Source organism: Psychrobacter sp. Sarcosine-3u-12, from assembly GCF_002836005.1.
Lineage (GTDB): Bacteria > Pseudomonadota > Gammaproteobacteria > Pseudomonadales > Moraxellaceae > Psychrobacter > Psychrobacter okhotskensis.
Window position 1 is genome coordinate 143,680 of sequence record NZ_PJBY01000109.1, and the last position, 19,692, is coordinate 163,371.

Consider the following 19,692-nt stretch of genomic DNA (forward strand, 5'->3'; position numbering starts at 1 on the left):
GGCATCAAAAAACAACCCATCAACCATTATAATTTGGTATTTTATACAAATTGAGTAACCTTGATATTAGGGTGTGTTCTCAATCTGAACCTTAAGCAGTAAATGCGCTAAAAACGGCTAAATATTTGCCAAACTTCGTCAAGTAGCTTGCTAATCTCTCGATATTATCCGTACTATTTTCTCTGTTCAGCTGCCATTTATCTTATTTTTATCACTATTTTCAAAATGAGGACACGCCACAGCCAGTCTTTAGTATTTAAATAGCAGCGTAAAAATTATGGCACCATTGTGGTTTGAAGGTTTACTGAAAAAATAAGTTATCTTTAGCCTATTTGCTCTGCGGATTGTCTGCAAAGTCAGCCAGCATCGTCGTAATAAGGTCATCTTTTTGACGCCATATCTGCTCAACCCAATCAAACATCTTCGCCTTGATTGACTCATCTTCTTCGTAGCCATCATTTTTGATACCAGCAAACAATTCATCAGGTATCTTAATGTGTCGAACATCAACGCCCAAGCGCTTAATATTGCCTTTCCACAAATCACCATAGGTTGGCACGCCATCAGGATAAACGATGGTCATGTCCAAAATACCGTCGATATCATCTCCTAGTGCATTGACTGCGAGCGCCAAACCACCTGCACGCGGTTTCAGTAAATGCGTATAAGGTGAGCCTTGTTTGGCGTGTTTTTCTTGGGTAAAGCGCGTGCCTTCTAGATAGTTCAATAAGGTAAATGGCTTGTCTTTTAAGAGCGCACAAGCACGTTTGGCTTCTTCGATGTCTTTGCCTTTTAGGGCAGGGTTTTTGGCAACCTTTTCTTTAGAATGGCGGCGCATCATCGGGAAGTCTAAAAAATAAAAAGCTTGGCCAACGATTGGGATATAAATCAGCTCAAACTTGGTAAAAAATCGGGTGAGGGGCAGGCGCTTTTCACCAATGTATTGCACGATACTGGTATCGACCCACGACTGATGATTGCTAACCAGTAGATATTTGCCATCCATATGAACATCATTGGGCAAATTGATACGCCAATCTTTGCGTGGCAACATATTATCGATTAAAGCATTATTACTACTAATCCAGTGGGCAGCAATTTTTATCACGGTTTTATCCGCAATAGGGGCGCCAGTAATTATTTTGGTCGCACCCATTAGCCATAAGGGAATACTATAACCAAAGCTATTGGCTGCGATGACACTGGCTGCGGTGGTCAGCGAGACCGCTTTGCCCAATTTAGGCGCGCGTTGATGTATTTTTTGAATAGTAGAGGTCAGGCGCATGTTTAATCCCTTTTCTATCGATATTATTAATATATAAATGCTCCATTTCTGGAGTCGCTATCGTCGAAGTTTTTGGCGTTTTGTTAAGGTTGAACGCGTGCTATATGCTTATAGCTTTTATTAGCGCTACTTTAGGGTCAACTTTATTGCATGATTTTAGCAGAAATTAATGATAGTGTACGACTGTAAACGTGACTAGTCATGGCAGACATCGCTAGCGTTAGAAAAAAACTGGCAAGCCTTCTGCACTTCTCATACATAGATGTGACAAAATATTACACATGAATAGATGGTAATTGCCATAATAATGACGAGTGTAAATAAGCACCTAAATAAGATTAATGAATAATCTTCTATAAAAAGTACAATTTAACCATTTTTTTAAACTTAAGAGGAAATATTATGCGTAATACATTAATGATTGCCGCAGTCGCATCTGGTCTAGCATTGAGTGGTTGTACAACAGATCCAAACACTGGACAGCAACGTTTGAATAAAACGGCTGTTGGTACACTAGCGGGTGCTTTAGGTGGCGCGACTATCTCAAAAGCAACGGGCGGCGACAAAACTGGTCGTGATGCTGCTATTGGTGCAGCATTGGGTGCAGGCGTTGGTTACTACATGGAGCGTCAAGCTAAGCAGCTTGAACAACAAATGGCTGGTACAGGCGTCACGGTTGAACAAAACCCAACGACTGGTAACATTGACTTGGTTATGCCAGGTAGCATTACCTTCTCATTTGATGATGCTACATTGAGCTCATCTTTTAAGCCAACCCTTGATAAGCTAGCATCGACGATGAATCAGTATAATAAGACCACCGTTAACATCGCAGGTCACACTGATAGCAAAGGTTCAGCATCATACAACATGGGTCTATCACGTGATCGTGCTTACTCAGTAGCTAACTATCTGACAGCTCGCGGTGTGGCTTCTAACCGTGTTAATGTTGTTGCTTATGGCGAATCACGCCCAGTAGCGGATAACAACACTGATTATGGTCGTCAACAAAACCGCCGTGTTGAGCTAACGATTAACTCGCCACAGAGCGTAAACTAAGCCATTACTTAGTAGCTATTTATATTAAAAACACTGCTAAAAAGGGTCAGCAATATGCTGGCCTTTTTTGTGCTTAAAATTTGCGTCACTAAATTATCAAGAGTACCGACTAGACCAAAACGGCAAATTATGTTTGATAATAGTTATCAATAACATTATAATTCGCAAATATTTGAATATTCTAGCAATAATATTTCAATAATAGTAATGATACCGTTTGGCAGATTTGACAGTAATTATTATTCTGGACATTCGTTATTTACTGTATTTACCCTTTTTCTAATGTATCTCATCGAGGACGTGTATGAATATGACCACAGTGACGAGCCGTAAAATTTTACCGACTACTTTAGCCGCTGCGCTTGCAGGGATACTGCTAGTATCGGGTTGTACCAAACAAGCCAATGACGATGCCGCCACTGATGCACAAGCAGAGGTACAAGACACAGAAGCCGCTAATAATAAAACCACGTCCGGTGCAGAAAAAGCCAATATCGATCGCTTGGTGATTAGTTATGCAAATATGGCTCATGCTGCCTATAAAGACTCATTAGATAGCGCAAAAACCTTGCAGACCGCTGTAAATACTTATGTAGATACGCCAACTGAAGCGAACCTTGACGCGGCAAAAGCTGCCTATAAAGCGGCGCGTCAGCCTTACTCACAAACTGAAGTGTTCCGTTTTGATGAAGCCTTTGTGACTGCTGATGACCAGCGTGAGATTGGCAGCGTCGATAGCTGGGAAGGACAGGTCAATGCATGGCCGCTCGATGAAGCGCTCATTGATTACGTCAGCGACGATTACGAAGGTGAATATAACAGTCAAGACAATATCATCAATAGTGATAGCATCGCCGTCGGTAGCATCAAGCAAGATACCAGCACCATTACGCCGCAACTGTTAGCAGACATGAATGAGATTGGTGGTAGTGAAGCCAACGTAACGACTGGCTATCACGCGATTGAGTTTATGCTATGGGGACAAGATACCAATGGCGTCGGTGAGGGTGCAGGCAACCGTCCGGTTAGCGACTATATCACCACCGATGGTGAATGTACCAGTGGCGAAAGCGCAAATACAGAGGCAAGTATTTGTGAGCGTCGTGGCGAGTTCTTAAAAGCTGCTGCGCAATTATTGGTTGATGATTTAACCGCAATGGAAGCCCAATGGCAGCCTGATAGCGAACATACCTTACGCAGCGATATGATAGCGCGTAAAGATAACAATGGTCTGCGCCAGATTTTGTACCAGATGGGCAGTTTAGCACTTGGCGAGCTGGCCTCTCAGCGTATGCAAGTCGCCTTTGTCACGGGCTCTACCGAAGATGAGCACGAGTGCTTTAGTGACTTGACCCATCTAAGTTATGCCAATAATGCTCGCGGTATTCAAAATGTCTTTAATGGTAGCTATAAGACCGTCGCGGGTAAAACCGTGGGTGGCTATGGCGTGAAGAACTACCTAATTGATACTGGTCATAAAGACGTTGCTGATAAGCTGGCGGCTGATTTTAGTAAGGTGGAAAGTGATTTTAATATCATCGTCGAAAAGGGCGAAAAAGAAGGCATCAAGATTGATCAAATGATTGCGACTGTTGGTCAAGCCAGTAAACAAGGTATCTCTGCTGAAGAGCAAAATACGCGTCGTGGTTGGGTTGAGACTGCCATTACCAGCTTGCAAGAATTGACGACTGGTATTGAAAATGCGGCAAAAGCGGCTGGCATTGACAATCTAGATGCTGATGCAGGTTCACAGTTTTAAGCTCAGCTTATACGCTTACTAGCGTCAGTTGTATTCATTTATAATGCCTGATAAGTCTTTATAAGTGAATGAGAATTATTTTCATAGGAAAGTAATTTATGTATAATACACACGTTGTCAATCTCGGTTGGCAACGTGTTTTTTTATGCCCTATTAAAATAACGCTACCAGCCAGCTTTCTTACAGTTGTACCCTGTTGACTGTAACGACATATTGTTATGGTGCGCGATTTTGATGGTTCTATACTAGCGCTAAGGCAATGCTTATGAACGCCCTTCCTGCCACGAAAGACAGATCATCTATGTCTCTTCATACCTTTTTATTGTCTAAAAATGCACCTCTAAAGCTTGCGCTTAGTGCGCTCTGCATATGGTCACTTGCGGCTTGTCAACCGACTGACAGCTCATCCGCTGATAAGAATGACACGCAGGCTGGTAAGCAGGATGATAGTTCATTGTCTACTGAGCGCAGTCAAAACATCGAAGCGCTGGCTGGGGTATCCATGCAGCAGCTTGCTTCCTTTGACCCGCAAGAGATTAAGCAAGGCGGTGATACTGGTATCAGTATTACCAGCGCTGAGAGCTACTCAAAACCCTCGTCAAACCTCACCGCCTCACGTAAAGGCTCTTTTTTTATTGGTAATGCATTCTTTCAACAACCGTGGGTGGTAGCGCCTGCTAGCACGGACAGCCGTGACGGTCTTGGTGCGTTATTCAATGTCGCTGCCTGCCAATCGTGCCACGTCAAAGACGGTCGTGGTCACGCGCCGATGAGCAGTGAGGACGATGCTGATAGTTTATTAATACGTCTGTCTATGCCAGCGACAACGGATGAGCAGCGTCAGCAATTGCAGGATTCCCAGATTGAAAAAGTGGTGCATCCTATGTATGGCGGTCAGTTACAGGATCGCGGTATTCAGGGTGTACCGGCCGAAGCGCGAATTGCGGTACAGTGGACTGATAAGCCAGTGACCTTTGCTGATGGTTATGTTGAAACCCTACGTGCGCCGACCTTTGAGTTGACCAAACCCGGCTATGGCGCATTCGATGATGAGATGATGGTCTCGCCGCGCATCGCCTTGCCAATGATTGGTCTGGGCCTACTTGAGCAAATTCCAGACGCAGACATTAAAAAACAAGCCAGCCAAACGCCTAATAATAAAAATAGCGATGGCATCAGTGGTAAGTTTAATTGGGTGATGGACCCGCAAACGGGCAAGCATGCGCTCGGTCGTTTTGGTTGGAAGGCCGGTCAGACCAAGCTGATTACGCAAAACCAAAGTGCCTTTAATGAGGATATGGGGTTGACCTCAAACATTCGTCCTCATGAGTCTTGCATGCCGAGCCAAACCGCTTGTATTAAAGCGACCACTGGCGCTGATGAGCAAGGTAATGGCAAGACACCGGTCGAAGTGAATGATGAAGTCGCGAAGTTTGTAGAATTTTATACGCGGAACTTAGCGGTGCCACATCGCCGCAATGCCGATGATAAATTGGTGCTGGCTGGTAAAAAACGCTTTTATGATATGGGCTGCCAGAGTTGTCATACGCCAAGATATCAGTTGCCAAAAACTGACGATGATCATCTTGAGCAGCATGGACAAGTCATTTATCCTTACACAGATTTGCTGCTGCATGACATGGGTGATGACCTTGCCGATCGTACGATAGCGGGTAAGCTACCGGCAAAAGATACGCAAGTTGAGTTTTTGGCCAACTCATATGAATGGCGTACGCCGGCATTGTGGGGGATTGGTCTGGCTCAAAACGTCGATCCACAAGCGACCTTTTTACATGATGGTCGCGCGCGTACGCTGATGGAAGCGGTGCTATGGCATGGCGGTGAAGCAGAAAAACAACGCCAAAAAGTATTAAAGTTGGACAAGCAAGGACGCGCTGAATTAAATGCCTTTTTAAAATCATTATAAAAGTGATATAAATTACTACTTATCCCATTACCGAGAAATTTATGAAAATAAACCCTGCATTAGCAATGGCATTATCGGCACTGAGTGCTGGATTACTCATCAGTTGTGTCAAGCCTGCCGATGAGAATAAAACAGCAGAGGTGGATAGCCAAACCGTCGCGCAAGATGGCGCTGCCTCAAATAGTACGGCCGCCGCTAGCGCGAGTGCCGAACAGATAGTCGCCATAGATATCAGCGCGGAGACCGAAAAGACCTATCTGACGCATGTGGCTGAAGACATTGTCATTCCAGCTTATGCGGATGCGGCGAAGCAAAGTGGTTTGTTACATGATTTGGCGCAGAAGCATTGTCAGCAAGCGCCTGTCAGCAGTGATGAGTTACAAGCGTTACGTGCTCAGTGGCTGGTGCTGGCGCAAGCATGGGCGAGTGCTGAGATGATCAACTTCGGTCCTGCGACTGCTAGTATGAGCAACTTGTACATTAATTATTATCCTGACGAGCGCGGCTTGGTACACAGTGGGGTTGCAGAGCTAATCGCGGCCAATCCAAAACTAACCCCAGAGCAGCTCGCTAACGAGAGCGCTATTGTGCAAGGCGTACCAGGTCTGGAAGAGGCGCTATTTACCAATGACAGCTTGAATGCTGCTCAATGTGCTTATGTGGTCAGCGCAAGTAGCGCCTTAAGCACGCGATTAAAAGACATCGAAAGTAACTGGCAGCAGAACGCCACGACTTTACTGGCGATTGATAAAACGGCTGATAGCGATCAAGGTTTGAACCAGTGGTTTAACGCTTTATTGTCATTGATTGAGACGATGAAGACCAATGCTATTGATGAGCCATTAGGTCTTACAGGCAAAGCCAAGGGTCATCTGCCTGCTGCTACCGCTGGACAAAGCCGCGCTATTATTAATGCTAAGTTGGCTACCTTGAATAAAACGCTGACTGACCCAGTATTGACGGCCATTCTTGGTAGCAATGATGAGAATGCTATTGCGGCCAGTCTATCAAGCGAGCTTGCTGATACGACTACGCTATTGGCGCAGATGCCAGAGGATTTAGCGACTGCCGATAAAGCCAAGCAGCAAGAATTGTTTGATCATTTTACGACCATTACCCGCCTGCTGAAACGCCAATTGATTCCGACCCTCGGTATCCGTGTTGGCTTTAACAGCAACGATGGTGATTAAGTCATGCAAATCTCTGAAGCCCATACCGCTGCAATAGCAAAATCTCATAGCACGTCGCCTAAAGCAACGCCTAGACCGGTAAACAAGCGCTCAAATCATGAGCCGCTGATGACTTCGGCTTTGACTACGCTTGGTAGCGTACTGGGAACGGCGGCATTGGTTGGTATCCATCATCACTATCGCAAGCAGCATCAGCCTGAAGCACGATTGCAGGATTATGTGTCGGGTGTGCGTGCTCAGCTGCATACATTGCAAGCATCGCCCAAGCCCCAGTTGACCCGCCTTCGCTATGCCTATCAGCAAGCATCTGCTGCGTGGCAACGAGCTTATCATGATGATATCGATGATAAAAATCGTGATAGTAAAAATATCGTCACTGAGCTGACGGCAATACATAGCACCATTATGTTGGCGCGTCCAGTATGCTGGGTCAGTGGCGTAGCGTCGATGCCACAGAACCGCTCATTGATAAATAACGACGATAGCAATGATGATAGTAGTAATGATGAAACTGGCTTTGGGGTGGTTGGTATCGATGCAGACCGACAAATCGTTTGGCAGACCACCATGCCTGAGCGTGTCCACGATATCGTTGTCCAGCCAATCCCTAATATTCAAAATAGACAAAACAATCAAAACAGATTAAATGCTCATAACTGTCCACGCGATGTTGTGGTGCTGGGTCGCCGCCCCAGTGAAAAGTTTTGGGTATTAGATACGGCGATAGGGCAAGTAAAATTCGCTATTACAGCGGCTGATAATCGCCATTTTTATGGACATGCTTGCTACAGTTTGGACGGCTCAACGCTATACGTCACTGAGAATGATACGATAAGCTTGGCGGGTAAAATTGGTATCTACGATGCTCGTAATAATTATAGCAAAGTAGCCGAGTTTGACACGCATGGTATTGGGCCACATGAGTTGATCATGCATCCAGATGGCGAGACGTTGGTCATCGCTAATGGCGGTATCAAAACAGAACAAGCCTCTCGTGAAGAGTTGAATCTCGATACCATGCGTCCATCTTTGGCTTATTTGAATCGTCATGACGGAACGCTGATTGAGCAAATTACTCCTGAGCACAATCAGATGAGTGTGCGTCATTTGGGCATACATGACGATGGCACGGTGATGATTGGTATTCAATTCCAAGGTGAAAAACATATCAATGTGCCGTTAGTCTTGACCCACTATCGCGGTGATCCCGACTTTAAACCATTGGTTATGCCCAATAATCAATGGCAACGCTTCCATCAATACATTGCCAGTGTCGCGGTTGATAGTGAGCGCAATCTGTTGTGTGTGACCACACCAATTGGCGGCTGTGCGGCGATTTATGATTTAAACACACGTATGCTGATTGATGCTGTGCGTTTGCCAGATTGTGCAGGAGCCTCGCTAGTCGCGGGTCAGGTATCTGGTCAGGCCAAAAACAAGGATGGAACATCAGGTTTTATCGTCAGCGACGGGCACGGGAAACTGACAAGATTGTGGGTCAATACGCTATCAGTAGAGACATCGGAGGTAGCAGAGTTAGATTCCAAGAATACAGCTGCTATTATTGTGCAGGACAGTCAGATACATAATATGTCTTTTGACAATCATCTGCAGGCAGTCTTAGCATAAGTGGTATAAAAGGATAAAATCACGATGCCGCAACTGAGTACGTCGCTCGTATTAGATTTGGCCAGACAACAGCTGGCACAAGCGGGTATTGCGCTACACGTGAGTAAAAAACGCGTCAAAAATATCAATTTTCGCCTAAAGCCTTATGCGCTCATGGTCTCTGTACCGATGTCCATCAGCGCCAGCCAAATCGCCCAAGCTGTCGACAAGCGCGTATCATGGGCGCTAGACAACCATCCGCAAGTATTAGCGCGTTATCATCACAAGCAAACCCCGAAACCCAAAGCGTCAACCTCGGATAGTCCCGTGCTCTTATGGGGCATCGAACAATCATTGAGGCTAAATCACGATGAAAAAATTGCTTATTATCGGCAACAACTTACTGAAGTAAATCCATCGTTATTTGACAAGTGGCAACCGATAGTCGGTGCTACCGCTAACGAAGTACGACTGAAAAAAATGCATACGCGCTGGGGCAGTTGTAACACTCGCGCGCGCCGAATTTGGTTGTCCGTGTATCTTCCTGCTTATCCGATTGAATGCACCGAATACGTCATCGTCCACGAGCTGTGTCACCTGCATCATGCCAATCATAGCAAGGCATTTTGGCAGACGGTAGCAGCAGCGATGCCAGATTATCAGCAGTGGCACAATATGCTGGCGGGTAAAACGGGTCAGTTAGACTAAAGGTCTCACGCAAATCATATAAAGATAAGCGCGCAGCCTGATATGATAAATGCTCATGGTACACCGCCTGTTATTTAAATAATCAAGCCAGATACAAGGATGTCAGATGAAAAATGTCAATCAAGCCGAATTTTGGCAGCAGCGTTATGAGACTGGTAGCATACAGTGGGATATGGGACAGGTGTCACCACCGCTAAAAGCTTATATCGACCAACTGCCAGCCACTGCGAAAGATCAGGCCATTTTAGTGCCGGGTGCAGGCAATGCGTATGAGGTAGGTTATCTACATGAGCAGGGTTTTACCAATGTTACGTTGGTCGATTTCGCTGCTGCGCCGATTGAGACTTTTGCTGAACGTTATCCTGATTTTCCCTCCAAGCATTTAATTTGTGCAGACTTTTTTCATTTATCACCTGAGCAATATCAATTTGATTGGATACTCGAACAGACGTTCTTTTGTGCGATAAATCCGTCACGTCGTGATGAATATGTCGAGCAGATGGCAGCGTTATTGAAGCCGCAAGGCAAGCTGGTTGGCCTACTTTTTAATGTGGATTTTGGGCGTGATGAACCACCGTTTGGTGGCACAATAGAGGAATATCAGCAGCGCTTTGAGGCGTATTTTGATATAGAGATTATGGAGGCCAGCTATAATTCGCATCCTGCACGCCAAGGCAGCGAGTTATTTATCAAGCTGCAAGCGCAGTAATCTCACGCTTGATATTGTCCCGAGCTGGCTTTTCTAATCGCTCAAAGTAAAAATCAGTCAAATACAGTCTTGAGTGCGCCAATAGTCCTTTTAGCACAGCTGTGCGTCCGATACGGTAATCTGTCACTGGCACATGTGCATATTCTTGGCGTACTGCAGATGCATACAGTTCATATTCAGACCACGCAGCACCCAACATACTTAAATCCATATCTAACAAATAAGCCGCATCGCTGCGTTTATTAGCATCCAGTAATTCATTAAGTTGATGGGTAGCCGTCATCATAATCAGCGCGTAGATAAGTTGGCATTGCTCAGTAGTCAGATAAGGACTTAACGATTCCACCGCATATTTTGCACTTTTAAGCTCATTATCTGAGCGCGTCGGCTCGTATATCACATCGTGATAATACAGTGCTAAAGCAATGATATGCGGCTCATAAAGGTACGACTTAACTTGCTCAAACTGGGCAAACAACTGCTCAATATGGCGCAAGGTATGATAAGCGCGCTGGGCTTCGTTATAACGGATAGCGACAGCTTGCCAAAGCGCCTGTACTTCCCTTGGATCAATATTATTAGCAATGGCAGCTAAATGTATGGCGAAGCGCTGACCAAGGTCGGACGTTACGTGCGAGACATCATTCATATTTACCCTCACTTGCCTAACATGATTAACGCCTCATAATCTCAACAGTTCACTCAGCTTTTATTAGCTGATTCTTCAAAAGCTTGTTTAAACACTTTGCCCAGCAAATTCACATCGTCGACACGCGCATAATTCAAACGGGTGACAAAGGCGATATGGCGATGTGGGCCTTTTTCTGCCAATGGTACCGCGACCGCATTTTGGTTTTGTAGATGCAATTGATCCAGCGCCATTTCAGGTACCAATGTCGTACCCATATTAGCAAGCGCCATCTGAATGAGGGTGTTGAGACTGGCGTCAGAAAAGCTCGACTTCATCTGTGCGCGATCAAAATGACATACTGATAGCGTCTGATCGGTCAGGCAATGTCCTTCACCTAACAGCATAAGATTGGCCGTAGCGAGCTCGTCAGAATTAATGGTCTCAAGCTTGGCATGGACATCGTCTTTTGGGAATACCGCAAAGAAGTCTTCACTCCAAAATTCAAAACTGTGCAAGCCGTCTACGGCATAGGGTAGCGCAATGATTGCCGTGTCAATATGACCATAGCGCACTTGCTCGAGTAAGCGTTCGGTTTGCTGCTCGACGATGGTCATACGAAATTCTGGATAATTGGCTCGCAGCGCCGGTAGAACTTTTGGCAGCAAGTAAGGAGCAATCGTTGGGATGATGCCCACGGTCATCGGATAGGCAAGCGGCGTTTGATGACTGTGCGCACGGGTGGTCAAGTCGCTCACTTCAGAGAACACACGCTGCGCCCGCGTGAGGATGTCTTGCCCAATAGGGGTAATGAGCACCTGCTTGTTATTACGCTCAAAAATCTGCGTGTCTAATTGTTTTTCCAATTCTGCGATACCTAAGCTCAGCGCAGACTGCGAAATATTACAGTCTTCCGCTGCTCGTTTGAAATGACGATGTTTAGCGACCGCTAAAGCAAATTCAAGTTGACGTAAGGTAATCATAAGACCTCTTTTATTGTTGGTTTTTATGCAAGTGATGATACTTATGCCTCTTGGTCATTATCGAAATTTACCGATAGCGCACTGATGACATGAAGTAGATAGAATAGTTTAACAAGTTTAATAAAACAAAACATCACATTAAAAACTTTTAACTGGATTAACCATAGAATTCGCGTATAGTTTGTCAGGTAGCCCAGATAGTTCAAGGCTTAACGGAAACAATCAAATAAATAATCACAATTTTATTCAATCATACTTAATCAAAAAAGGAGCCAATCATGGCGTCTATTATCAATCAAGAAATCCCAGAATTTTCAGCAGATGCATATGTAAACGGTGAATTCAAAACCATCACTTCAGAAGACGTAAAAGGTGACTGGGCGATTTTCCTATTTTACCCAGCTGACTTTACCTTTGTTTGCCCAACTGAACTTGAAGACATGGCAAACCATTATGAAGAGCTTAAAGGTTTGGGCGTAGAAGTGTATTCAGTATCGACTGACACTCATTTCACGCACAAAGCATGGCATGACTCTTCAGAGGCTATCGGTAAAGTGACCTATCCAATGATCGGTGATCCTACTGGTAAAATCACTCGTGGTTTTAACGTGATGATCGAAGAAGCAGGTTTGGCTGAGCGCGGTACTTTCTTAATCGATCCAGATGGTTTGATTCAAGTTGCTGAGATTCATGCTGGCGGTATCGGCCGTAGTGCAAAAGACATGCTACGTAAAGTAAAAGCAGCACAGTATGTTCGTGAAAACGACGGCGAAGTTTGCCCAGCAGCTTGGGAACAAGGCGGCGATACATTGAAGCCAAGTCTTGACCTAGTGGGTAAAATCTAAGTCAGTAAAATCTAAATAGTTATCTAACTATTTAAAGAGAGGTAGCGCTGTTTTTATTATTTTTTAATTTGAACCAGCGCTATAAATAAAGACCCCATCAGCTTACGTTGATGGGGTCTTTTTATGTTGACAGTCTATATTTTTATTGTTGTTTGTCGATAATAAATAAGCGATTACGCTTGAGATTGCATTTTATTTTTATCTATGGTTTTGTAAATCTCATCTTTGAGCTGGAGCTTGCGCCGCTTCATTTGTTCGATTTCTTCATCGCGGCTGGCGTGTTTGACCACGTCATTTTCAAGCTTGTTGATTTGCCTATCCAGCGTGGTGTGTTCATCGAAGATACTCGCAAAGTGCGTATTTTTTTGTTTGAGCTCATCGATGATGTCGCTGTGGTCTTGCCATTTATCAGTCATGGTCATGTTGTCATCCTTGTTATTTAGCGTGTGCTTAACATAAGCAGTGACGCGTTGTGGTTAAGGCAGATTATGATTGTGAGACTTGTTGATTATAAAATTAAGATTTATAAAACTAGGGCGTGTCATCATTTAGATTGTGAGGCTTAAAATGAGGAAAATTGCAGCCAAACAAGGAAGGAATTGCCGTAAATATGAACATATTGACAAGATTTCTGACGATGTTTGACTAAATTTAGCCATTTTAAGACCATTAAATGTATCAATGTGCTAATTGATGACATTCCCTAGATGTAAGAAATTCTTAGCAGTAATTTTAGGGCGTCTCCTCAATCTGAATGAGTATGCTCAGATGAGATCAAAATGAAGATACGCCCTAATAAATGAAGCATTAAGCGTGAGATTGCGTTTTGTTTTTATCGATTATCTTATAAATCTCATCTTTAAGATGTAGCTTGCGCCGCTTCATTTGTTCTATTTCATCATCACAGCTGCTATGTTTTATTAAATCCTTCTCAAGATAATTGATCTTTTCATCAAGCTGAGTATGCTCGGCAAAAATACTCGCAAAATGACTGTCTTTTTGCTTAAGTTCAGCAATGATTTCTTTGTTATCTGTCCTTGTATCAGTCTTTCTCATCTGGTCACCCTTGTTATGAAGCGCAAGCTAACGATTAGTATCAGCGCATTGTCGTTAAGATCTATGATTGTGAGACTCGATTATTATTGAACCAAACCGCTATTACTCTCAATAGTGATAAGGCTTAATACAAGCAAAAATAGCCTTTAATAAGCATGCATAAAAGCCAGGTTTCCGCTAGAAAACAGGAATTATTCCTATTGCTCTTACTCGATTGTAGCGAAAAAACCCTGTTGATACTATGAGAATAATCTTCTTGTAAGTTTAAATTTAATTAAAAATGAAAGTTAATGATTTGTTTTATAAAACATAAAGTTTGAGTTTCTCAGCTTGCTCAAACTCATGAAACCTATGATAATAGGGACATCGAAAGGTACAAGCCTTATCCAAATAACACTTTAAACAATATTACTGACTCCAGATTTTCCATCTTTACACGTGCAACCACTTAGTTGTCGTTACATATTGAATAATAATGAGGAACAAACATGATAGATCAAAGTTTATTAGATGCTGTCAAAAGCTATAGCGAAAATATGACCCGTCCAATTACTTTTGTATTAGGTAGCGGCGAGCACAATAAACGTGCCGAGTTGATTGATTTTCTAACCAAAATTGCTGGTACGACTGACAAGATTAATTTTGATGCGGACGCCAATGACGCCAGCCTACCAAGTCCCATTAGTTTTAAAGTCGTCAGCCATGCTGATGACGCGTTGACTGATACCGGTATCGTCTTTAGTGGTATTCCTGGTGGTCATGAGTTTACCTCGCTTATCTTGGCAATCTTGCAAGCTGGTGGTCATACACTAAAACTAGACGAAGGCATTCAAAAGCTGATTAAGCGTTTTAATAAGCCACTACAGTTCCAGACTTACGTGTCGCTGTCTTGCCACAGTTGCCCAGAAGTCGTGCAAGCGTTGAATCAATTTGCCTTATTGAACGACGACATCAGTAATGAGATGATCGACGGCGCATTGTTCCAAGAGCAAGTAGAAGCAAATAACATCCAAGGCGTACCAGCGGTATTTTTAAATGGCAAACCTTTTGCTAATGGTTTGATTGATACGGCCAAGTTGATTACCAAGTTGCAAGAGCAGTTCCCTGACTTGTTGGCAGAGGGTAGTGCAGACGATGCTGAGCAATTAGAGCAGCAAGATGTCACCATTATCGGTGCAGGCCCTGCTGGCGTTGCCGCTGCTATCTATACCGCGCGTAAAGGCCTAAAAGTGACCATGGTCGCTGATCGTATCGGTGGGCAGGTCAAAGATACCCAAGATATCGAAAACTTGATTTCTGTACCATTGACGACAGGTACGCATCTATCAGCAGACTTTGTCAAACATCTAGGCGAATACAATATCACGCTGAAAGAACACGTCAGCGTCAAAGAAATTGGCGAGACTAAGGAAGAGAACTATAGTATTCACCTCAACACTGGTGAGACGTTTGAGACGCGTAGTATCATCCTAGCGACGGGTGCTCAGTGGCGTAAGCTTGGTGTACCGGGCGAAGAAGAAAACATTGGTAAAGGCGTGGCTTACTGTGCGCACTGTGATGGACCCTTCTTTAAAGGTAAAGAAATCTCTGTCATCGGTGGTGGTAACTCCGGTGTCGAAGCGGCGTTAGACCTTGCGGGTATCGTGAAGCATGTGACGGTGCTTGAGTTCGCTGATGACCTAAAAGCGGATCAAGTATTGATTAACAAAGCAAAAGAAAAATCAAACATTGAGTTCATCACTGGGGCTGCAACCAAAGAGATTAAGGCTACTGATGGTAAAGTCAGCTCTATCGTCTTTGAAGATCGCAAAACAGGTGAAACCCATGAACGTGATTTGTCCGGTGTCTTTGTACAGATTGGTTTAGTTCCTAATACTAGCTTTGTAAAAGGCTTCGTTGATCTAAACCGCTTTGGAGAGATTGAGATTGATGAGCGTTGCCGTACGGATCGTAAAGGTATCTTTGCTTGTGGTGACGTCACGACTGTGCCCTTTAAGCAGATTAACATTGCGATGGGTGAAGGTTCAAAAGCTGCGTTATCGGCGTTTGAATATTTGGTTATGCAGTAGGTTTGAAATTAGTTTGAATTTGAAAAGCCACCTCTTTTGAGGTGGTTTTTTTGTGAAAAATGTTTTACTGCTTGTTAAATAATATAAGTTGACGTATGTTTGTTAATATTTTTTTTATGAGAACTTAATAGTGAAAAATAAATGTGCAATCAACAAAAATAGTCATTGGGCTAAATGTCTGGTTTTTATATCGTTTATATTTAGTGTAACCAATGCTTATGCAGGGCAAACCGTCAATGAGATTCTGAATGAATACTATCCCATCTATAATGAGACAAAGCAGTGTCAAGGTATTATTGCACCCTCAGGGTCTTCTTCTAATGGTTCAGCTGAAGAACTGGAGTTTACAGGTTATTGCATTGAAATCGACAGACAAAAAGTAATAGAAACTGCTAAAGGTAAGCGTTTGTATGTAATGGTGAAAGGTGACGCTAGTTTTAACAGGGATGGTGAAGCCTTGGAGTATACCGACACTCGCTTTGACAGTGGTTTGGTCGGTATGTTTGTTCTAAAGCCACAAGGTAGTAGCTGGCAAGTAGAATCAGCAAATCCTACCATTAACGCTGGAAGTTTTGGTTTCGGTCTTTCTAAATGGCGTTTACAGAAGTTCGGACCGAATGCGTGGGGGTTTTTAAATAAGCATAGCAACGTAATCCAAGGGTACTACAACGATTACCTAGTCATATTAATACCCGATGGAGGAGGTATCAAAGAGAGTTGGATAGGCATGGATCATAACAACGAAGACGTTGGGAAATGTGAAGAGGACATGTCAGAGTGCGATAATACCAGAACTACCTTTACTATCGATAGTCATAAAACCGTTAATGGGTTTTATCCTTTAGAAATAACACTCAATGGACTCGTGAAAGGCAAGAAATATAATAACGCTACTTATCCTATTAATTATCAAAAAGACAAAGGATACACGCCCTCTAAGGACTATCCACTACACTATAAGTATTAGACGATTGTATAAAAATATGACAGGATCTATGTGATAAACATATCAGCTGTCGAAAAATAACAGAATACGTAAGCCTCCAGGAAAAGACAAAACATGGCAAAATCTAAAATATCAACAATAATTTTCAGCACTGTTGGTGCGATTATGTTTATGAGCTTATCAAATGTTGCCTCAGCAAAAACCGTCAATGAAATTATCAAGGAATACTATCCTATCTATAATAAGGCTCAACAGTGCCAAGGTATTATAGCTAATAACGGTTCTAGAATTGATGAGGACGTTTACCTAAAAAGTGGCTACTGTATTAAGATTGATAGACAACTAGAGGTAAAAACCAAGCAAGGCAAACGTTTATATGTGGTAGTCATTGGAGAGGTATCATTTAATAAAGAAGGCGGAAATGATTCTGGATCTCATGCCGATACTGGACTAGTCGGTATGTTTGTCCTAAAGCCACAAGATTCAGGCTGGGAGGTGGAATACGCTAATCCAGTGATGAATGCAGGTGCTTCTGGTGGAGGACTAAAAGACTGGAAGCTGATACAAGTCGCCCCTGATATTTGGGGATTTATTAATATTCATAGTGATTCGCACGGTAGTATGTCGTTTTCTGAATACTTGTTACTAGCGCCAGACCATAAATCAGGTAAGATAATAAAAAGCCATATAGGGGGAAAGTCTACATTTTCTAACACACCAACAGCACCATCTGGCTGTAGTAAAGATAGAAAGGTAGAATATTGCACATTATTGAAAGCCAAGCTCAATATCGATAAAACGACGTTAATAAATGGTTTTTACCCGCTAGAGATTACGGTCAATGGTCATGAGTATAACTATAACGGTTCAGAAAAAAAGACCTATAACAATCAGGTCTATAAAATAAAATACGAGCCAAAAAAAGGGTATCAAGCGCCTAAGGAGTATCCACTACGATGATGTCATCTACAGCTAGTTAGGTGTTTCATTGAGAACTACCGTCTCATCATGATTCTTATTGATGGCATAGCAACTTACTATACATGGAGTTGTGCTAATGACCTAAAACGCCATTCAAAGATAAAATCTCACCTGCTTCATCTTCTTTGATGACGCGTGTCTCTTTTAACGCTGAATCGATCCAAGCTTGTATATGAGGATTGTTTAACATAGTCTCACAATACTGTTTGGTCGTTGGTTTTAATACTATGTCAGAGGCATCAGTATAAGTCTGCAAGCGTAGCACTACTGGCGCAAAAAAAGCATCGGCAGCCGTAAATTGACCAAAAAGGTAGCTGTCTTTTGAACGATTTTTTAAGCAATCTGCAAAAATCTCTTCGATACGAGCAATGTCAGTTAAGCAAGCATCACTTGGTTGTATTTTCGCTGTGGCTCGAATGTTCATCGGCATGTCATTACGGATACCCGTTAGACCGGAATGCATCTCAGCGACGATACTTTGGCAATAGGCGCTATTTATTCTGTTGCTAGAATTGCGGTTAGTGTCAGTATCAGAATTACTTAGTCCTGTCCAAACATCCACGTTGGTAAAATAATCATTGATATGCATGGTAATCGCTAAGGTATCCCATACCATAACTCTTTCATCATTCTCGCCATAGACTAAAACAGGTACTTTACCTGTTGGCGCATGCTCATCGAGAATCGGTGTCGCTGAGGGATGAAACAGCTCAATCACTTGCTCCTCAAAATCAATATTAAAGGCTTTGAGTAATAGCCAAGCTCGTAATGACCAAGAGGAATAGTTTTTATTGCCGATGATGAGAAGTGGTTTTTGCATCATAAAATCCTATCAAATTATATAAATAAAATTTGATTATGTACCCAATGCTGAAAATTGACCAGTCTATAGTTTAGTAATCCCAATAAAAAATGCCCATCCAAAATTTGGACGGGCGTTTTTAAAACAGCGGTAATTGTATTTAGATCAATATCAATCGTCTAACAAATCCATGCGCTTAGCGGCTTCATAGATACCGGTTGAGCGATTACCAGTACGGCAAAATATCAAGACGGGTTGCTCGGCTTGATTAAAAAAGTCAGCAAACTCTTCAACATGGTTTTGATTGAGCTCGCTACCAGCGAATGAGACTTCTTTATAAGCAAGCCCCGCCTCGGTAGCAGCTGCTTCAATCTCAGCACTGGTCGGTTGTCCCGGTTCTTCGCCATCAGGACGATTATTGATAATGGTTTTGAAGCCGTTTTCGGCAAGCATAGGGACTTGATCAGGGGTAATTTGTCCCGTAATACTGATTTCGTGGCTCATAGGAGCTCCTTTTATTGTTTATATGAAAGAGTAAAATGTTTGTTATAAAAATACAGCATATAAGGGTAGGCTTATTGCAGTCATTTCTAAAGAGACCGTATGTAAGCGTTATAGTCGTTTTATAGCAGACCTTGCATCAATGCGCTTTGATACAGCAGTTTGGCACGTGCACCCGTACCACAAAACATCAATATGGGTTTTGGCATCGCGTGATAAAAGGCGGCAAACTGTTCTACAGTCAGCATACTCAGGCGTTCATCATCAAAGGGCAGATGGTGATAAGTCAAATTCGCTTTTGCCGTTGCATTAATAAAGTCGCAGCTGTTGGGCTGAGTGTCGACCTCGGCATCAGGGCGTATATTGAGCACTGAGCGATAACCCAGTTCCGCAATCTTGATGCATTGGCTCGGATAAATTTGCTTATAAATCGTTAAATCATTGGTCATAAAAGGGGTCGTTTGCGTTTATTAAGGAATGTAAAAAACAATAAGGCGTCAATTTGACGTTTAGAGGCTGTTTTATGTCGTTTTGGCTTGGTTTAGCTTGGCTTAGCTTAGCTTGTTGAGATTCAATTTAGTTATACAACAAGCTAGCATACTATACGCTCTATCATAACGATATTTTGTTGCAGAC

General features: G+C 43.0%; 19 protein-coding genes. 11 read left to right on the forward strand and 8 right to left on the reverse strand.

What is annotated here, in order from left to right; all coding sequences use genetic code 11:
- Positions 1 to 328: 328 nt before the first annotated feature.
- Positions 329 to 1,285, reverse strand: a complete 957-nt coding sequence (locus tag CXF65_RS12455; protein ID WP_101212264.1) for an acyltransferase — start codon at positions 1,283 to 1,285, stop codon at positions 329 to 331.
- 402 nt (positions 1,286 to 1,687) lie between these two features.
- Here CXF65_RS12455 and CXF65_RS12460 point away from each other — a divergent pair, with 402 nt between their 5' ends.
- The 7 genes from CXF65_RS12460 to CXF65_RS12490 all read left to right on the forward strand — a co-directional run bounded on the left by CXF65_RS12460 (position 1,688) and on the right by CXF65_RS12490 (position 10,245).
- Positions 1,688 to 2,344 (forward strand): OmpA family protein, encoded by a 657-nt coding sequence (locus tag CXF65_RS12460; protein WP_025652341.1) that lies wholly within the window; start codon positions 1,688 to 1,690, stop codon positions 2,342 to 2,344.
- 304 nt (positions 2,345 to 2,648) lie between these two features.
- Positions 2,649 to 4,103 (forward strand): imelysin family protein, encoded by a 1,455-nt coding sequence (locus CXF65_RS12465; RefSeq protein ID WP_101212266.1) that lies wholly within the window; start codon positions 2,649 to 2,651, stop codon positions 4,101 to 4,103.
- Between the two features lie 265 nt (positions 4,104 to 4,368).
- Positions 4,369 to 6,030 (forward strand): di-heme oxidoredictase family protein, encoded by a 1,662-nt coding sequence (locus tag CXF65_RS12470; protein WP_101212268.1) that lies wholly within the window; start codon positions 4,369 to 4,371, stop codon positions 6,028 to 6,030.
- Positions 6,031 to 6,071: 41 nt separating this feature from the next.
- The gene (locus CXF65_RS12475; RefSeq protein ID WP_101212271.1) at positions 6,072 to 7,220 is read left to right on the forward strand and encodes an imelysin family protein; all 1,149 of its coding nucleotides are present in this window, start codon (positions 6,072 to 6,074) and stop codon (positions 7,218 to 7,220) included.
- 3 nt (positions 7,221 to 7,223) lie between these two features.
- Entirely contained in the window at positions 7,224 to 8,849 is a 1,626-nt protein-coding gene (locus CXF65_RS12480; protein WP_101212273.1) for a DUF1513 domain-containing protein, read from the forward strand.
- A gap of 24 nt (positions 8,850 to 8,873) precedes the next feature.
- A complete protein-coding gene (locus tag CXF65_RS12485) occupies positions 8,874 to 9,536 on the forward strand; it encodes a M48 family metallopeptidase (protein ID WP_101212275.1) in 663 nt (220 codons plus the stop codon).
- 106 nt (positions 9,537 to 9,642) lie between these two features.
- The gene (locus tag CXF65_RS12490) at positions 9,643 to 10,245 is read left to right on the forward strand and encodes a methyltransferase domain-containing protein (protein WP_101212278.1); all 603 of its coding nucleotides are present in this window, start codon (positions 9,643 to 9,645) and stop codon (positions 10,243 to 10,245) included.
- Here CXF65_RS12490 and CXF65_RS12495 read toward each other — a convergent pair.
- Together CXF65_RS12495 and CXF65_RS12500 are read right to left on the reverse strand one after the other, a co-directional pair.
- On the reverse strand, positions 10,226 to 10,894 hold the full coding sequence (locus CXF65_RS12495; protein WP_101212280.1) for a hypothetical protein: 669 nt from the start codon (positions 10,892 to 10,894) through the stop codon (positions 10,226 to 10,228). The genes CXF65_RS12490 and CXF65_RS12495 overlap by 20 nt on opposite strands.
- A 53-nt stretch (positions 10,895 to 10,947) precedes the next feature.
- Positions 10,948 to 11,856: a hydrogen peroxide-inducible genes activator gene (locus CXF65_RS12500; RefSeq protein WP_101212282.1), complete on the reverse strand. Its 909-nt coding sequence runs from the start codon at positions 11,854 to 11,856 to the stop codon at positions 10,948 to 10,950.
- A 278-nt stretch (positions 11,857 to 12,134) separates the two neighbouring features.
- Between CXF65_RS12500 and ahpC the strand changes: the two genes are divergently transcribed.
- Positions 12,135 to 12,701, forward strand: coding sequence for an alkyl hydroperoxide reductase subunit C (ahpC, locus tag CXF65_RS12505; protein WP_025652351.1), 567 nt, complete (start codon positions 12,135 to 12,137; stop codon positions 12,699 to 12,701).
- 173 nt (positions 12,702 to 12,874) lie between these two features.
- On the opposite strand, the gene CXF65_RS12510 is transcribed toward ahpC, so the two are convergent.
- The gene (locus tag CXF65_RS12510) at positions 12,875 to 13,123 is read right to left on the reverse strand and encodes a YdcH family protein (protein ID WP_025652352.1); all 249 of its coding nucleotides are present in this window, start codon (positions 13,121 to 13,123) and stop codon (positions 12,875 to 12,877) included.
- A 385-nt stretch (positions 13,124 to 13,508) separates the two neighbouring features.
- Positions 13,509 to 13,757: a YdcH family protein gene (locus CXF65_RS12515; protein WP_025652353.1), complete on the reverse strand. Its 249-nt coding sequence runs from the start codon at positions 13,755 to 13,757 to the stop codon at positions 13,509 to 13,511.
- Between the two features lie 488 nt (positions 13,758 to 14,245).
- On the opposite strand from CXF65_RS12515, the gene ahpF reads away from it, so the two are divergent.
- From ahpF to CXF65_RS12530, 3 genes are all read left to right on the forward strand, one after another.
- On the forward strand, positions 14,246 to 15,826 hold the full coding sequence (gene ahpF, locus CXF65_RS12520) for an alkyl hydroperoxide reductase subunit F (RefSeq protein WP_101212284.1): 1,581 nt from the start codon (positions 14,246 to 14,248) through the stop codon (positions 15,824 to 15,826).
- Positions 15,827 to 15,956: 130 nt separating this feature from the next.
- Positions 15,957 to 16,793, forward strand: a complete 837-nt coding sequence (locus CXF65_RS12525) for a hypothetical protein (RefSeq protein WP_101212286.1) — start codon at positions 15,957 to 15,959, stop codon at positions 16,791 to 16,793.
- Positions 16,794 to 16,886: 93 nt separating this feature from the next.
- Positions 16,887 to 17,732 (forward strand): hypothetical protein, encoded by an 846-nt coding sequence (locus tag CXF65_RS12530; protein ID WP_101212289.1) that lies wholly within the window; start codon positions 16,887 to 16,889, stop codon positions 17,730 to 17,732.
- A gap of 94 nt (positions 17,733 to 17,826) precedes the next feature.
- Here the strand turns inward: CXF65_RS12530 and CXF65_RS12535 are convergent, their stop codons facing one another.
- The 3 genes from CXF65_RS12535 to CXF65_RS12545 form a co-directional block, all read right to left on the reverse strand.
- Positions 17,827 to 18,573 (reverse strand): glutathione S-transferase family protein, encoded by a 747-nt coding sequence (locus CXF65_RS12535; RefSeq protein ID WP_101212291.1) that lies wholly within the window; start codon positions 18,571 to 18,573, stop codon positions 17,827 to 17,829.
- A 153-nt stretch (positions 18,574 to 18,726) separates the two neighbouring features.
- Entirely contained in the window at positions 18,727 to 19,059 is a 333-nt protein-coding gene (locus CXF65_RS12540; protein WP_101212293.1) for a TIGR01244 family sulfur transferase, read from the reverse strand.
- Between the two features lie 119 nt (positions 19,060 to 19,178).
- Positions 19,179 to 19,505 carry a beta-lactamase hydrolase domain-containing protein gene (locus CXF65_RS12545; RefSeq protein WP_025652359.1) on the reverse strand — a complete coding sequence of 109 codons (327 nt, stop codon included), beginning with the start codon at positions 19,503 to 19,505 and terminating at the stop codon, positions 19,179 to 19,181.
- Between the last annotated feature and the right edge of the window lie 187 nt (positions 19,506 to 19,692).

Bases quoted from the DNA above. Each gene is read 5' to 3' on its own strand.
- CXF65_RS12455 (WP_101212264.1), bottom strand. From the start codon at position 1,285: ATGCGCCTGACCTCTACTATTCAAAAAATACATCAACGCGCGCCTAAA.
- CXF65_RS12460 (WP_025652341.1), top strand. From the start codon at position 1,688: ATGCGTAATACATTAATGATTGCCGCAGTCGCATCTGGTCTAGCATTG.
- CXF65_RS12465 (WP_101212266.1), top strand. From the start codon at position 2,649: ATGAATATGACCACAGTGACGAGCCGTAAAATTTTACCGACTACTTTA.
- CXF65_RS12470 (WP_101212268.1), top strand. From the start codon at position 4,369: ATGAACGCCCTTCCTGCCACGAAAGACAGATCATCTATGTCTCTTCAT.
- CXF65_RS12475 (WP_101212271.1), top strand. From the start codon at position 6,072: ATGAAAATAAACCCTGCATTAGCAATGGCATTATCGGCACTGAGTGCT.
- CXF65_RS12480 (WP_101212273.1), top strand. From the start codon at position 7,224: ATGCAAATCTCTGAAGCCCATACCGCTGCAATAGCAAAATCTCATAGC.
- CXF65_RS12485 (WP_101212275.1), top strand. From the start codon at position 8,874: ATGCCGCAACTGAGTACGTCGCTCGTATTAGATTTGGCCAGACAACAG.
- CXF65_RS12490 (WP_101212278.1), top strand. From the start codon at position 9,643: ATGAAAAATGTCAATCAAGCCGAATTTTGGCAGCAGCGTTATGAGACT.
- CXF65_RS12495 (WP_101212280.1), bottom strand. From the start codon at position 10,894: ATGAATGATGTCTCGCACGTAACGTCCGACCTTGGTCAGCGCTTCGCC.
- CXF65_RS12500 (WP_101212282.1), bottom strand. From the start codon at position 11,856: ATGATTACCTTACGTCAACTTGAATTTGCTTTAGCGGTCGCTAAACAT.
- ahpC (WP_025652351.1), top strand. From the start codon at position 12,135: ATGGCGTCTATTATCAATCAAGAAATCCCAGAATTTTCAGCAGATGCA.
- CXF65_RS12510 (WP_025652352.1), bottom strand. From the start codon at position 13,123: ATGACCATGACTGATAAATGGCAAGACCACAGCGACATCATCGATGAG.
- CXF65_RS12515 (WP_025652353.1), bottom strand. From the start codon at position 13,757: ATGAGAAAGACTGATACAAGGACAGATAACAAAGAAATCATTGCTGAA.
- ahpF (WP_101212284.1), top strand. From the start codon at position 14,246: ATGATAGATCAAAGTTTATTAGATGCTGTCAAAAGCTATAGCGAAAAT.
- CXF65_RS12530 (WP_101212289.1), top strand. From the start codon at position 16,887: ATGGCAAAATCTAAAATATCAACAATAATTTTCAGCACTGTTGGTGCG.
- CXF65_RS12535 (WP_101212291.1), bottom strand. From the start codon at position 18,573: ATGCAAAAACCACTTCTCATCATCGGCAATAAAAACTATTCCTCTTGG.
- CXF65_RS12540 (WP_101212293.1), bottom strand. From the start codon at position 19,059: ATGAGCCACGAAATCAGTATTACGGGACAAATTACCCCTGATCAAGTC.
- CXF65_RS12545 (WP_025652359.1), bottom strand. From the start codon at position 19,505: ATGACCAATGATTTAACGATTTATAAGCAAATTTATCCGAGCCAATGC.